Below are 15,647 nucleotides of genomic sequence, written 5' to 3'. Positions count from 1 at the left end.
ATAAGGACATTCAATATCATCGAGGAGGGGTCTATGTTTCCATTCATGAAGACATTGGGACAATGCTGCTTGGCGGCGTTGCTCGCAGTATGCGTGTATATGTCTCCGGGCGACGCCATAGCTGGAGAAACGGAAGACACCAAGGCGGAGCAGCAGGCGACGAGTGCGGCTGAGGATCATAATTCCGAGGTGTCTTGTACGCTGCCTGCTGTTGTGGTGACTGTGGATAAACGCGAAACAGAAGTGCAGAAAACGCCGATGTCTCTGACGGTCTTCGATTCCCAGAAGCTCAATGACAGAGGCGTTAATGAAATCGATGATGTTTTGTATAGGATTCCCAACCTTTCCGTGAATCGAGGCATGGGTGGGCTGACCTATATGTCCTTCCGTGGTGCGCCGACAGCCATCCCTACCGAGACGAACCCTTTGGTCATCTATATTGATGGTGTTCCCGCGGATACGTTCATGAATCTGGACGCCCCGCTGATGGACATTGAGCGTGTTGAAGTACTGCGTGGTCCACAGAGTGTTATGTACGGCAAGAATACCTTTGGCGGCGTCATCAACATTATCTCAAAGAAACCCGACAACAACCCCAAGGGGAAGGTTTTTACCCGCGCAGAATCATATGAAGGCTATGGTCTTGGCGGTACGGTGAGCGGGCCTGTTATAGAAGACATGTTGTACTTCTCTTTGTCCGCTTTACACGAGCAGTCCGAAGGCTACATGGACGCTGAAGGGCGCGACAGGAGCAATACGGACAAGAAGGAAAGGGTCAAGGGCGTCTTCCGATACACGCCTTCCGAAGTTCTCGACCTTGCCCTGCACTGCGACTACACCGAGTCTCGTGAGCGCCCCGCATACGTCAAGGGCAACGACGCGACTCTCGACTCGTTTTCCAATGACGACGACTTTTCTGATAGCGACACGTTGAACCTGGCGCTGACAGCGACGATGGATTGGGATTCAATGGTTTTTGACTCCGTAACGACCTACAGAAATGAAGCCATTGATTTCCAGTCGTACCTGCATCCGGTTATGCCCATAGCCAATACGTCTGGCCGTAATATTGAGCGCGACGAGGTAACGCAGGAATTCCGCATGAGTTCTCCTGCCCAGAGTGATCTGAAGTGGCTGCTTGGCCTGTACGGGAGCTATTCCGACCTGGATGTCAAAAATATCTATGCCGACTATATGCCCATGGGCGCCTTGAAGCCCGCGCTGAACCAGCCCTTTAAGCAGACCACCAAGGAGTTTGCTCCGTTTGGTCAGATTGAAGTGCCCCTGACGGATTCGATTCATGCCATCGCTGGTCTGCGCTGGTACAATGCGTACAAATCCGCCACCATCAGCTATGAGCCGAATGCCGACATGCAGGCGGCCTTTGGTGCCAGCCCTATGAGCACAAGCCCGGACGACGACTGGAGCGAACTGCTCCCTCGCTTTGCCCTGACTTGGCAGATCAACCCCAGCGACATGGTCTATGCGGGCGTGAGCCGTAGCACAGTTCCCGGCGGCTTCAACTACGCCGCATCCAAGCCGACAAGTCTCACCTATGATTCTCAGACCGCTTGGAACTACGAGGTCGGCGCCAAAACGGGGTGGTTTGACAACTCCCTGTTGGCAAACGTGAGCCTGTTCTATACAAGCTTCGAAGACTTCCAGATTATGGAATATAATCCTGCCCTTACCGCCTACGAGGCAAGAAACGCCGGTGAAGCGTCGAGCTATGGCGCGGAACTGGACGTGAACTGGAGGATTGCCGAAGGTCTCGATTTTGACCTGGGCGCCGGGTACACCTGCTCGCAGTATGACGACTACTCCGTCTTGGATATGAGTACGGGCAAGGAAGTCTCCTACGAGGACAACCGCATTCCCTACACTCCCGAGTTCTCTGGAACGGTAGGCTTGCAGTACCGGCATGCAACAGGTCTTTTTGGCCGCGTGGAAGGTGTCTTCGCAGACAAGCTCTACTGGGATGACGCCAACAAGTATTCGCGTGATGCGATTACCGTCTTTAATGCCCGTATTGGCTACGAGACGGAAGACTTTGACATCTATCTTTATGGCAAGAATATCTTCGACGAGCGTTATCTCCAGTCCTTTGCGGGAACGACAGCTGTCGGCGTCATGGCTCCGCCCCAGTCCGTGGGCGTGGAGCTGAGCTACCGCTTCTAATTACCCCCCTGAGGTTCCGTCCGGCAATTGTCCTGACGGAACCTCTTTTTTGACTCCTTCCTTTACCTGCTATGGGGACATAACATGGGCATATCCAGAGAAAATTTGCGCTCGTTATCCATTGAAGAGCTCACGGCCCTTGCATCTTCCGTGTATTCTGAGGATTCATCCTCCGCTGAAGACGGGACACCCTTCCCTCAGGATTTTGCGGAGTTGTCAGCGTCTGACGGGGATGGGAAACAGCGGCTTTCCCTCGCCCAAGAGCGTCTGTGGTTTATGGATCGTCTTTCGCCTCAGAATCCCTTTTATAATATTCCGTTTGGCCTTGAGATTCGGGGTGCGCTTAATTGCGACGCTTTGCAGGATGCGTGGCTAGCCATTGTTGCTCGGCATGAGTGCCTGACGAGTGTTTTTCCCGCTACGGCAAGCGGCATCCCTGTGTTGGGGAGTCTTGCCCCCGAGCAGTGCGCTTTGCGCACCATTGATCTGAGGGCCTTGGATAATGCAAGCCAGAAAGAGACGCTGGATGACGCCAAGGACAAGGAGGCCAAAACAGGATTTTCGCTTGAGAGTGGCCCGCTGGTGCGCGGCACAGTATATCTGCTGAAGGATGATGAAAGCGTTCTGCTCTACACATTCCATCATAGTGTCTTTGATGGATGGTCGTTGGCGGTGTTCCTTGAGGAACTCTTTGACGTGTATGAGGGAATATGCGCAGGGACAGCTCCGAATCTGCCTGAGCCTGCCAGTTATGTTCAGTTTGCCAGATGGCAGCGCGAGCAAATGCAAGGTGAATGGGCTAAGCGTGAAAGGCGGTGGTGGAAGGAGCACCTTCGTGATGTGCCAAGCCTTGATATGCGTCAGGGGGCTGCGCGGCCATCCGTGCAGAGTTTTCAGGGAAAGACCCTTTCGTTTTTTGTGCCGCAGTCCGTAAGCGCTCCCCTTGATGCTTTGGCGCATCAGCACGGGGCGACGCCGTTTATGGTGTGGCTGGCAATGTATTCTTTGGTGCTCGGCCGTATGTCCGGGCAAGCCTCGTTTGCGGTCGGCAGCTCCGTATCCGGCAGGGAACACCCTCAGACGGAACGGATGGTTGGTTTTTTCCTGAATAATCTTGTGGTCAAGACCAATATTGACGCCAGCGGAGACTTTGTCTCCCATCTGGAGGATATGCGCCAAGGCGTGCTGCTTGCCCTTGAGCATTCCAGCCTCCCTTTCCAGTACATAGCTGAAGGTCTTGGGCAGAACCTCGATATAAGCCGTAACCCAGTCTATCAGGCGGCCCTGACCTACCAAAATGCGCCCATGCCCCAAAGGCTTCCAGCTGGGCTGGCGTTACGGTCCCTCTTTATTCCTCCTACTACGACGCATCTGGACATGGAGCTGCTTGTCGAACCCGAGGAAGGGGGGCACACGCTTTATCTGACATATGCAACAGATATTTTTTCTCACCGGACCGCCGAAATGGTTGGACAAGCGTTGACTGCCATAGCGGGAAAACTGTCGACAGCCCCGGCAACGCCATTGCGGCAACTGTTGGGAGATCCGGATGTTTTTTCCTTTGCGACTCAAGGCGAGACTTCTGTTCTTTCCGGCGACGGGAATGTGGCTCCGTTTCGGGATGCTTGGAGCAGGCTTGATGAATTGGTCCACAACCGGTCTGAGGATACGGTTGTTAAGTGGCGACCTCGGGAGTTGGGGGACGAGCTTGCGCAGGATGTCACGTATTCCCGGCTTGGGGGGATGGCTAACGGTGCGGCTTGGCTTTTGGCGAATCAGGGGGCGGGGCCAGGCTCAATTGTTGCTTTGATGCCAGATTCGCCACTTGAATTGATCATTTTTATGCTTGCGGTTTGGAAGACCGGAGCGGCTTGGGTCCCCCTCGACCCAGAGCATCCGCCGCTTCACAACGCGGATGTTTTGAAGACTTCTGGCGCCTCCATACTGGTTGCCCCCCCCATGCAGGCGGAGAATCTGCTCTGTTGTGGTGGAGATGACGCCGCGGTCCGGTTGGTGCCGTCGTCTCAGGATTGGACCACAATTGATTGTTCGGCCTTGTCGCTCCCTGCGCATGCCATTGCCGCAGATGATGTGGCCTGCGTTCTGTATACCTCCGGCAGCACAGGCACGCCCAAAGGCATTGAGCTGACTCATGGTGCCATGACCCACCGTTGGGAGTGGATGTGGGCATATTTGCCTTGGGAGGCAGACAGTGTCGCCTATATGAAAACTTCACCGCTTTTTGTGGATTTCTTGTGGGAGGTTTTTGGGGCGATTCTTGGTGGGGCACCGCTGGTTGTGACAGGCCGGTCTTCGGCGCGAAATGTTCCCGCCATGATGGAGGAGATAACGCGTCATGCTGTGACGCAGATGGTGCTTGTCCCTTCTCTGCTTGCGGCGATGATGCGTGTGGCGGAAGCGAGTGGCGGGGCGTTGCCTCGACTGAAGACCATTTTGAGCAGTGGTGAACCGTTGTCTCCGGAACTTGCCGTTTGGGCGGTCAGAGCCATGCCCGGGCTTCGTATTGTCAATCTGTATGGGTCCACAGAGGTGATGGACGCCACATATTTCTGCATATCGCCGAGCAATGTAGACGAGGTGGCGCACATGGAGGATGTGCCGTTAGGCGTTCCTATAGGTGGGACGACGGTGGCCTTGATGGATGATTTTTCGCTTCCGGTCCCTGCTGGAAATACGGGGATAATCCATATAGCCGGGCCGAGCTTGGCACGGGGCTATGCCGGGGACAATTATAACAATGCCTTTTTGTCCTTTGCTCATGAGGACGAATATTGTCACTGGTTCCGCATTGATGATGAGGGGTGGATAGATGAGGAGGGTAATCTGCATTATGTGGGACGCCGAGATCGACAAATCAAGATTCGCGGCGTTCGAATCGAGGCGGGCGAAGTTGAAAATGTGATGCAGGGGTTCGCCGGGGTACAGGAAGCCGTTGTCAGTGTGTGGCGTGACGGAGTTGGGCACAAGCGGCTGGCGGGGTTCATTATGGTTGAAGAATGCGCTTCTTCGGAGGGGGAGTTCAAGGGGACGGGAGCGTTACGCAGTTTTATGATGGAACGGTTGCCCGCGGTTATGGTCCCCGACGTCATCGACGTTGTCGCCCAGTGGCCCCGGACATCCTCTGGGAAGATAGACAGACAGTCGCTTGTGAGAACATTGATTGAGCGCGCCCCGGAGGGGCCGACCTGCACTCGGCAAGAGCATGGTTCTGTTGAGAGGAGTCTCGAGCAGCTTTGGCGTGAGGCTATTGGCCTTCAGAATATATGCACAGAGAGAAATTTCTTTGAGGCGGGCGGGAATTCCCTTTTGTTGGTTCAGCTTCACGAAAGCATTCAGAGGGAATTCGAGACGACATTCCCTCTTACCGTTTTATTTCAGCACCCCACAATTGAAAGTCAGGCGGCTTTCCTGCGTAGACAGCAGGGGGGCGTCAAAACGGCGGCGCTGTCTGCGGCGGGGCGACCCGTGGCGGGTCTGCGCGCGCGGAGAATGGCCGCGAGAGCAGGTATTGCGCGTCAGGAGTCTTCGTCATGATGCCTTGCGATACAGAGCACAATGAAAGTTTGGCCGTGGTCGGCATGGCGTGCCGTTTTCCGGGAGCGGGGTCGCTTGATGCATTCTGGACAAATCTTTTGACAGGGCATCAATCCATGCGTCCGGCCAAGGAAGAGAGCCTGAGAAATGGGCCGCATAAGGACACATGGCAGTTGCCGGGGTATGTGCGAATGTGCTCCTGCCTTGAGGATGTGAATCTCTTTGATCCGGAATTTTTTGGCTATGCCGCGGCTGAGGCGGAAATAATGGACCCACAGCACCGTCTGCTTTTGGAAGTGGCATGGCGCGCATTTGAAAATGCCGGGGATACACGAAGTGACGGCCCGGAACAGCGGACCGGTGTGTATGCCAGTGTGAACGTCAGCTCATATATGATGGGCAATCTCTATACCCATATGGTGAATGGAACCCTTGATCCATTCGAGGTTCTGCTTGGCAATGACAAAGATTATCTGGCCACCCGCATTGCGTACAAGCTTGGTCTGCACGGTCCTGCTGTTGGTGTGCAGTCTGCGTGCTCATCTTCCATGGCGGCCCTGCATGTAGCTTGTCAGGCTTTAGTTGCGGGTGAATGCGACAGGGCCTTGGTGGGAGCGGCGACGATCCCTCTGCCCGCAGAACTTGGGTATATGTATATACCCGGCGGAATGCGTTCGCCGGATGGGCATTGCCGTCCTTACGACGCTGATGCGGCCGGGACCATTTTCGGGAGCGGCGTGGCGGCGGTTGTGCTGAAGCGGCTTGAAGACGCTGTCGAGGCCAAAGACAGAATTTGGTGCGTTGTGCGAGGAAGCGCCCTCAACAATGATGGGCGTGAGAAGGTCAGCTTTACGGCGCCGAACCAGACGGCTCAGGCGACGGTCATTCGCGAGGCCATGCTCATGGCCGGGGTCGGGCCGGAGGATATGTCCTTTGTGGAGGGGCATGGAACCGCGACACCGCTTGGGGATCCCATCGAAGTTGCGGCCCTTCGCATGGCGTATGATGAATACGCCGCTCAGTATGATCAGCCGGTTTATTTAGGTTCGGTCAAAGGGAATGTGGGGCATCTTGATGCAACGTCCGGCTTGGCCGGCTTTATCAAGGCCGCTTTGAGTCTGCACCATGGCATTTTCCCTGGCACGGCGAACTTTTCTCGCATTAATCCACGGTTTGGAGACAGCATTGTCCCATTTGAGGTCTGCGCTGAATCACGTTCGCTTGCACAGAATCCGCAGAATCGTATCGGCGGGGTGAGCTCCTTTGGTTTTGGCGGCACCAATGTTCATATGATCCTGCAAGGGGTTGCGGAGCCGGGGGCCAGCAGAGAGGACTTTGGGCAGTTGCCAGTGTCTTTTGCTCTGTCGGCAGACTCGGAGCAGGATCTCCATGACCTGGAGCAGGGGCTTATTACATGCCTTGGTGATGACGGTTCAGAGTATGCACCTTTGCGGGATGTTGCATTTACGCTTGCGAGCGGTCGGCGTCATGGGCGGTTGCGGCGTGTTGTTGCCGGGACTGAACGGCAAGATATTTCGAAGAATCTTGGCGATCATGAGCAATTTCCGATTATCGCTACTGGTCCTGCGCGGGAGGTCTGCTTTCTCTTTCCCGGTCAGGGGGCGCAATCTGCGCATATGCTTAAGTCTTTTTATCAGCAGACTCCGCGTTTTCGTGAATTGTTGGAGGAAAGTCGTAAGCATGTCCTCGCTGCCAATGGCCCGGATATTCTGCACCTTCTCTCCGATAGTTGGAATGATGAGCCAGGCGCTTTCGAGCGCATTAGCCAGACGGACATGATGCAGCCGGTTCTTTTCGCCATAGAGCTGGGGTTGGCGACATTGTTTTGGGAGAACGGCATCCGGCCGTCTTGTGCGCTTGGGCATAGTTTGGGTGAAATCTCCGCCGCGTGCTTTGCAGGTGTTTTTTCTCCGTCTGATGCGGCCCGGCTTGTTACCGCGCGCGGGACGTTGATGCAGCAGGCTCCAAAAGGGAAAATGCTCGCCGCCTTGCTTCCGCACGACATGTTGGCGCAGGCCCTTGGTCCGCTTTGGGGGCAGGTTGAGCTTGTTGTGACCAATAGCAAAACCAACTGCGTGGTGGCAGGGCCGGACGATGTGCTAGCCAAGGTGCGCGATGCCTTGATGCGTGCAGGCGGAGCTGGCGTTTTCTTGCGTACCTCTCACGCATTTCATTCTACCGCCATGGATTGCATTTTGGACGACTTTGAGTCCGTTGCCGCAACCATTCCCATGAGTGCACCGTCGATTCCTGTCATCAGTAACGTGACCGGCGGCTGGGCGGGTGATGACATTGCCTCGCCGCAGTATTGGGTGCGCCACATTCGCTCCTGCGTACAGTTTGATAAAGGCTTGGAGGCCGCCTTTACCCAGCCGCGCATGGCATTGGAGGTTGGGCCCGGCAGGGTTTTATCTTCGTTGTTGCTACAGCATATGAGCCCGGACATCTTTGCTTACTCGCCTTTTGCCGAAGGGGACGAGTGCCCGACCGCCGGGGCCATAGCGGAAAAGCTGTGGCATAATGGCGCGGATATCCTCTTGCACGAACTTGTCGGAGATGCGTGCAGGTGCCCTCTGCCTGAACTCCCTATGCGCAAAAGGCGTCTCTGGATTACGCCGGAAGTTCCAGTCTCAAGCGCCGTATCTGCTGATTCCCTTCGCGCGGAAGCGCAATCACACAAAAGTGAAGACGTCTGCCGGATGGCACAAGGTTGTGCCCCGCAGAGGACAGCCATGCCTAGCGTGAGCGATGACCGTTTGGAGGATGTGCTTGCCCAGATATGGAAGAAAGTGCTCCGCGTGAGCCATGTGGAGCGTCACGTCTCATTTATAGAGCTTGGCGGGAACTCCGTTCATGTTCTGCATATGATTCGTCTGGCGCAGGAGCAGGGCATTGTGTTCAGTCTGAAGGATGTTTTTGAAACAAAAAGTATTGCGGAATTGGGGCGACGAATCTGCAAGGTAAGAAACAAATCCTCGGCGCCTGAGGCGGTGGAGGCCGATGCAGAGACGCCAACCGTCGACGTCGACAGTAGGGACTTGGCTGTTTTGCAACGCCTTTTGGGTACGAAGGAGGCGTAAGAATCTTGTGATGAGCTGACGGCATTTAGGAAACGCTTTTGCGCCAACCTTAATATATCGCCAGATATGGCGGAGGTACGATGGGCAAGACTCGATACTCCACTTTGTCTTTCCGCGGACTGCTTTTGGTCTCGGTCACGATATTTTCTTTGCATTTTGGTGCTGCTTCGATGCTTTGGCCAACGACTTGGGGGCGGGATTCCGGGGCCAGCTTTACCGTCGCATTCGCGGGTTTTTTTCTCTCAGGGATAGTATTGCCATGGATGGGGTATCTTGCTGTCAGCAAAGGAAAGGCAACCTTTTATGGGCTGACGCGAAGCGTAGGCCATAAATTTAGTTTGATATATGGCGGGATAACGGTGTTGGCATTGGGGCCGCTTTTTGCCGTGCCCCGCATGAGCGCCGCGTCGTGGGACGGGCTCAGCAGCCTTTTGGCTATGGACCCCGGAGGGAACACCTTCGCGTTGTCCATCGTCTATATGCTTGTCTTCTATGGTGTAACGCTATGGTTTTTTTATCAGAAGGGGGCCATCATCAATCGGGTGGGGAAAATACTTGTTCCTATTTTCCTCCTAATGGAAATCATTATTATTTCTGTTTCCATTTTTGAGCCATTGGGGGCACCCGTCGCGCCAAACTATACCCTGAATCCTCTAGGATATGGGTTTCTGAACGGCTATCAGACCATGGACCTGATTTGCGCCATAATGTTCTCTGGCTTTATCATTTGTGATTTGCAAAAGCGGTTAAACAACGACGAGCGGTCCATCAACAGGGCTTTAGCTGTAGCTGGGCTTTTGGGTTTTTTGATTATGTCCTGCGCGCAGTTTGGCGAGATGTACAGGGGCAGTACCGCCAGTGGTGTTTTCCCTGATCTTAGCTATGCCAAGCTGTCAGCTACACTTGCCATGAGGCAGTTGGGCATGGTGGGAGGCGCTGTTTTTAATGTGTATTTGATTATGGCCTGTCTGACCACCGCCATCGGACTGCTTGCTGGGACGGCCTCGTTTATCGAGGAGGCCGCGCAGGGGAAAATTACCTATAAGACAGCGTCACTGTTGTGTTTTGTCGTCTCCTTTCTTGTGAGCTGCGCGGGCTTTGAGGCCATTTTTACATGGGCGACACCGCTGTTGCAGTTCATTTACCCGCCTTGCATTGCACTTGCCTTATGCTACGCGCTGTTCAACCGATATCGGGGCGGTTTGAGAGCTGCATGCTATGCGGCGGCCTTATGGGGCGCCGTGGATGCTGGTGCGGAATACCTAAAGCTGTTCGGCAGTCAAGATTTGAGCCTGCTCCTTGCTCAAGTGCCCGGCTATGAATATGGCCTTGCGTTTGCCTTGCCGACGGTGGCTGGCTGGGTAGTTGGGCAGACCCATGAGGCCCTACGTGTCCGTACTCATGAAAAAGCCCCGGTAACATAGGAGCACCGCTATGCCGACTCAGGCACGGACGTATACGGATACGGTTTTGGACGGCAAGGACTTCGCGGTGCGCGATTCCGGCCTCTCCGTACATAAACTGACATTTGCGGAAGGCATCGGGATCATTCTTGGAACCAACATTGGGGCAGGCGTACTGGGGTTGGCCTATGCCGCGCGGCAGGCGGGGTATTTGCCCCTGTTGTTGTGGCTTGCTGTGGCTGGTGTCTTTACGTGTATTTCGATGCTGTATGTGGCCGAAATTTGCCTGCGGACCGAAGGAAATCATCAGCTAAGCGGGCTGGCCAATCGCCATATGGGCAAGCTTGGCGCATGGCTGCTCTTTGCGGGGGGGGCGGCCAACAGTTATGGCGCGCTGACGGCATATATGGCTGGCAGCGGTGAAATTATGAAGACATTTTTCGGTTCCGTAGGCCTTACGGGGCCACTGGGGAGTCTGCTTTTTTTTATACCCGCCGTGACCATTTTGTATTTGGGGCTTAAGGCTGTCGGCAAGGGCATGACCATGGTGAGCGGCTATATGGTCGTGCTTATTGCCGTTTTAATTGTAGCGACTGTTGTCCATGACGATGCAACCGTACACAACTTGTGGGACGCCAACTGGCCGAATATGCTCCCGATTTTTAATATCGCGGTCTTTTGCTTCTCCGCACAGTATATGGTTCCTGAAATTGCCCGTGGCAACAAGGAAACGCCCTGCCGGCTTGCGCCGGCTATTATTATCGGAATTGCAAGTACGTTTATTGTGCTGGCCGTGGTACCGGCGGCTGCGATCAGTTTGGTGGGGGTAAAGAATTTGAGTCAGGTGGCAACCATCACTTGGGGAAGTACACTTGGTCCATGGGCATATTATACCGCCAACGTTTTTGCATTGTTGGCAATGCTGTCGTCGTATTTAGGTCTTGGCGGCAGTTTTTTAAGCAATATTTTTGACCACTTCAAAATTGGAAATGACACAGTTCCCATCAAGCGCGTTGCGGTTCTCGGCTTGGTGTGTCTCCCTCCTTTTTTCATTGCATATACGAATGCTGCTGGTTTTGTTGATGCCCTCTACTTTGCCGGGACATTTGGAGGTGTGTTAATCGCAACATTGCCTGTGTTTATGTTGAACCGAGCCCGCAAGACGAATCCAAAGCGTTTGGCATGGCAGTGCGGTTGGTATGCCTGCCGGCCCGTTCAGGTCATAATTCTCCTTCTTTATTGGGGGAGCGGCGCATACGCCGCTTTGTCTGTAGCGGGGCTGATTCCTTCCGCGTGGTAGTCCGTGCGGCTTTGGCGGCCCCTTTTGTACATATTTCCTGCCAAATGGAGCAGTATTCGGCTGTAAAGACAGATACGTTTCTTCAGATCTTCGGACCTCCGATGGCCGTTTAACTTTTTGCTGGAGAATGTGATGTCTTACTTGAAAGCTTTGCGGCAGGAAGCTCCTGATATTTTTAAGATATTTGGGCCGTTGTTGATTTCACAATATGCGCAAATTGCCAACGGAATTATCGACACGGCAATGGCCGCACGCCTAGGAACAACCGACCTTGGAGGCGTGGCTGTGGGCGTGGCGATCTGGATGCCTGTCTACATGTTTGTGATTGGTCTGCTTATCAGTGTGCTCATTCTTGTGGCTCAGCGTCATGGAGCGGGCGATAAGCAAGGCGCTGTCGATTTGGGACACCAGGGACTTTGGATGGGCGGCATCCTGGGGGTCGTGGCTTCATGCATTATTATCGGGCTTTCTCAATATGCCACGTGGTATGGCGCAGATGCGTCGCTTATGCAGGCCTCCCGAGCGTACATTTGGGCTGTAGCTTGGGGCTTTCCGCTGGGTGCGATGGCCGTGAGCCTGCGATTTTTCTGTGAGGGGCAAAATGTTGTGTTCCCTGTCACGGTTATGGCTGTGATCATCGTATTTTGTAATGCTGTGCTGAACTATGCGTTGATGTTTGGCAAACTTGGTGCGCCTGCCCTTGGCATACAGGGGTGCGGCCTCGCCACAGCTATATCTATGGTAATACTTTTTGTGTTGCTCACAGGGTATATTGCGCTGTCGAAGAATTTTGTTGAAGTCCGGTTTATGCGCCATTTCCAGCGGATAAACTTCAAGATTATCAAACAGTTTTTTACCCTGGGCCTTCCTATCGCTTTTGGCATAACGTCTGAATATCTCGTGGCGTCTGTCATTACTATCTTTATTAGTACGACGACGGTGACAGCCGTCGCAGCACATCAGGTGGCTTTTAGTTGCATGATGTTGTTTTTTGCTACACCAGCGGCTCTTTCTATGGCTTCATCCATCCGGGTTGGAAATCTGTGGGGCGAAAGTCATCATGAACAGGCGCGTACAGCTATTAAGGGGATTATGACTCTGAGCGTGCTTATAGGCGGGGCGTTTACCGTGCTTATGCTTGTTGCGTCATTGCCACTTGCGCGAATGTTCTCAACGGATATGGCTGTTGTGCTGTTGGCTGCTTCGGCCTTGCGTTTTGGTGCGTTTTTCCAATTAGCGGACTCCATTCAGGTGTGCCTTAATGGTATACTGCGAGGGGTGGGGGATACCAAAATTCCTTTCATGCTTACCGCTGTCGTGTATTGGCTGGTCTGCATTCCTGTCGGATACGTGCTGTCGGGAATGCCACTGCCATGGGGCTTGGGCCTTTCCGCTGATGTGCTTGGCATACGTGGCTGGTGGCTGGCGCTGACCATTACGCTCTTTATAGTCAGTTTGCTTCTTGCACATCGCGTCCGCAATACGTTTTGGGCTTTTCGGGAGCCAAGCACAGAGCCTGTCAGCGTCGCGGGGTAAATGGACTTCCGTTTTCTGTGATTATACGCTGTCAAGAATTGTCTCGGCCCGGATCCCGGGCTCAAGGGGCGGGATGAATGTATCCGGCCCCTTTTCCGTGTGCGCGTCATAGCAGGGCTGGGCCACTTTTCCTACTCGGGCGCTTACCGCATTGTTTCGTGAAGCGGGGGCTTGGGGATGTTGTTAGGCGTTGAGTTGCCCCCCCCACTTTAGAATTGGAGAGGGAGGCTGGGGAGGATCTTTCTTTGTGTTTGCGTTGCGCTTGTCGCTGTGGTGGGTAATGCTTACTGCCGACAAGGAGGCGCGCATGCGTTCGAAATGGCTGGAGAATGCCGGGGTGCATGTGGCGGGGTTCGTCTGTGATGACGGCTCTGTTCGGGAGTGGTTGTTTATGCGGACCAGCGGCGGGCCAACGGAGGATGGATGCCGTGTGGCGGTGACGCCGTTGGTGCTGTGCGGGGTGGCTGGTGGCCGCGTTTGTGTGCAGCGGGTGCGGGCCAAGGGCTTTGAGCTGGCAGTGCACCGGGACAAGGCGTGTTTTGGGCGGGAGTTTTTGTTGCCGCCGTGTTTGCGGGGCAAGGGGCTTGGGACCTATTTGCTGTGCCGCTTGGTGTGCTTTGGCGTTGCCCATGGATGCGGCGATGCTCATGTGCGCTCGCTGAATCTTATTGCGCGGCAGGATACCCCGCTTCGCAATGCCTTTTATGAAAATATGGGGTTTCGGCTGACCGTGTACCGCGACGGCGCGGGGTGGGCGAGGTGCGCGCACCTGCACCTGCTCCGGCAGCGCCATGACCCTGCAAAGGTCTGCGACATGCCCCTTTTTGAGTGTCCTGCATCTGTCATCCGGGCGACATATGAAGGCTTGCGCCGGGGCGGAAATGCCAGTACACGGCATACAGCCGTATTCGGCGAGGGGTGACATTGCATGGAAATTGTTCTTTACGAACCGGAAATACCGCCTAATACAGGCAACATCGCGCGGCTGTGCGCCGCCACCGGAACACGCCTGCACCTTGTGGAGCCGCTGGGTTTCAGCCTGGAGGACCGTTACCTCAAGCGTGCCGGGCTGGACTACTGGCCGCACGTGGATGTGACCGTCCACCCGGACTGGTCGTCGCTGCTTGCGGCGGCGGAGGGCAAGCGGCTGGTGTGCACCAGCTCCAAGCAGGGCGAGCGCTACGACCGCTTTTCGTACACCGCGGCGGACATGCTCGTCCTTGGCCCGGAGACGCGGGGGCTGCCCGTGGAGGTTATTGACGACATAGGGCAGTGCATCACCCTTCCTATCCGGCGGGGCAAGGTGCGTAGCCTGAATTTGTCCACATCGGCGGGCATCGTCTTGTATGAGGCGATGCGCCAGACGCAGACTCTTCCTGTTGGATAACGCCGCGCGGCGGTATGCCGCGCCAATGAAGACGCCTCCACATCTGTCTTGATGCGGAGGCGTTTGGTCCAATTGGGCCGGGCGGTGCGGGTTAGGGCGGCGTGGGGATGTTCAGTCCCTGTTCTTCCCAGAAGCGCGCGGCGCCGGGATGGATGGGGATGGAGAGGCCTTTGAGGCCGTCCACGATGTTCATGGCTTTGGCAGTTTGGTTGACGGACGTCATATAACGCAGCCCCGCTGCGGAAAAGATGCTGGACAGCGCGCGGTGGACGATGTGGTTGGAGACGCGGGCATTGGCGCACCAGTAGGCCGCATCCTGAAAGCTCTTCACCGGCGAATCAAGATTTCTGTAGGTGCCGCCGGGGATTTGAATAGGGGTGTAAAACGGGTAGACGTCGTAAAATCCTGTGGCAACTGCGGTTTTGTGCAAGTCCACAAGGGCGATGGGGCTGCGGGCCGATGCCTCGATGACGGAGGCGTTTGGCTCGCCGGCCAGCACCCAAAAGGCGTCGATTTTTTTCGCGCTGAAGGCCGTAGCGGCGGCGGAATAGCCCATATTAAGGCGCTTAATTTTGTCCCAGATGCCGATGTGACGGAAAAAGCGCTCCGCGGCGGCTGCGGCGCCGGACCCGGCGTTGCCGATGCCGACGCGTTTGCCCACAAGGTCCGTGGCGGCGGTTATGCCGCTGTCCTTGCGCACCACAAGGTGCGCGGGCGCGCCGTAAAGGTAGGCCACAGCGCGGGCGTTGTCGTAGCGGGTGGTATCCTGCGGCAGCCGTCCGTGTCGGCCAAGGTACGCGTCGCCGGAGTAGACGATGCCGAATTCAATGTGCCCCTTGTGCAGGCGCTTGAGGTTGGACGCCGAACCGCCGGACCCTTCCGGCGTGATTTCCAGATCGTCATAGGTCTGCGAAATGTGGTTGGCCATGGCGTTGGCAAAGTAGTTGAACGTGCCGCCGACAGGGCCGCCGCCAAAGGCAATGTATGATTTTTTGGCCAAAGCCGGGGACGCCGCCAAACAGGCGACGACGGCAAGGGCCGCAAGACAGCGCGCTGCGCGCCAGATGCCACCTTTCATGACCGACTGCTCCTGAATACAGGTTTGAGCACACCACGCCAGCATACCACGCAGGCGGTGAGAACCGTCAAGGCTTTGTGACGACTTTATAACCGGAGCGGCGGGCGGC

General features: G+C 55.4%; 9 protein-coding genes. 8 read left to right on the top strand and 1 reads right to left on the bottom strand.

Annotated elements, in window-relative coordinates:
- The first annotated feature begins 33 nt into the window (after positions 1 to 33).
- The 8 genes from ACI3L3_RS00495 (at position 34) to ACI3L3_RS00460 (ending at position 14,460) form a co-directional block, all read left to right on the top strand.
- Positions 34 to 2,178, top strand: coding sequence for a TonB-dependent receptor (locus ACI3L3_RS00495; RefSeq protein WP_404843135.1), 2,145 nt, complete (start codon positions 34 to 36; stop codon positions 2,176 to 2,178).
- A gap of 84 nt (positions 2,179 to 2,262) precedes the next feature.
- Positions 2,263 to 5,733: a non-ribosomal peptide synthetase gene (locus tag ACI3L3_RS00490; RefSeq protein WP_404843134.1), complete on the top strand. Its 3,471-nt coding sequence runs from the start codon at positions 2,263 to 2,265 to the stop codon at positions 5,731 to 5,733.
- Positions 5,730 to 8,834, top strand: coding sequence for a beta-ketoacyl synthase N-terminal-like domain-containing protein (locus tag ACI3L3_RS00485; protein ID WP_404843133.1), 3,105 nt, complete (start codon positions 5,730 to 5,732; stop codon positions 8,832 to 8,834). Before ACI3L3_RS00490 ends, ACI3L3_RS00485 begins: the two co-directional genes overlap by 4 nt.
- 80 nt (positions 8,835 to 8,914) lie before the next feature.
- A complete protein-coding gene (locus ACI3L3_RS00480; RefSeq protein ID WP_404843132.1) occupies positions 8,915 to 10,258 on the top strand; it encodes a branched-chain amino acid transport system II carrier protein in 1,344 nt (447 codons plus the stop codon).
- Between the two features lie 10 nt (positions 10,259 to 10,268).
- Positions 10,269 to 11,537 (top strand): aromatic amino acid transport family protein, encoded by a 1,269-nt coding sequence (locus ACI3L3_RS00475; protein WP_404843131.1) that lies wholly within the window; start codon positions 10,269 to 10,271, stop codon positions 11,535 to 11,537.
- A gap of 132 nt (positions 11,538 to 11,669) precedes the next feature.
- Positions 11,670 to 13,073 (top strand): MATE family efflux transporter, encoded by a 1,404-nt coding sequence (locus tag ACI3L3_RS00470; protein ID WP_404843130.1) that lies wholly within the window; start codon positions 11,670 to 11,672, stop codon positions 13,071 to 13,073.
- Positions 13,074 to 13,380: 307 nt separating this feature from the next.
- A complete protein-coding gene (locus tag ACI3L3_RS00465) occupies positions 13,381 to 13,995 on the top strand; it encodes a hypothetical protein (RefSeq protein WP_404843129.1) in 615 nt (204 codons plus the stop codon).
- 6 nt (positions 13,996 to 14,001) lie between these two features.
- Positions 14,002 to 14,460 (top strand): tRNA (cytidine(34)-2'-O)-methyltransferase, encoded by a 459-nt coding sequence (locus ACI3L3_RS00460; protein WP_404843128.1) that lies wholly within the window; start codon positions 14,002 to 14,004, stop codon positions 14,458 to 14,460.
- 91 nt (positions 14,461 to 14,551) lie between these two features.
- On the opposite strand, the gene ACI3L3_RS00455 is transcribed toward ACI3L3_RS00460, so the two are convergent.
- Positions 14,552 to 15,538 carry a TAXI family TRAP transporter solute-binding subunit gene (locus ACI3L3_RS00455; RefSeq protein ID WP_404843127.1) on the bottom strand — a complete coding sequence of 329 codons (987 nt, stop codon included), beginning with the start codon at positions 15,536 to 15,538 and terminating at the stop codon, positions 14,552 to 14,554.
- Between the last annotated feature and the right edge of the window lie 109 nt (positions 15,539 to 15,647).

The organism is Desulfobaculum sp. SPO524 (assembly GCF_044987625.1).
Classification (GTDB): domain Bacteria; phylum Desulfobacterota; class Desulfovibrionia; order Desulfovibrionales; family Desulfovibrionaceae; genus Desulfobaculum.
This window is presented reverse-complemented; position numbering and strand designations above follow the sequence as displayed.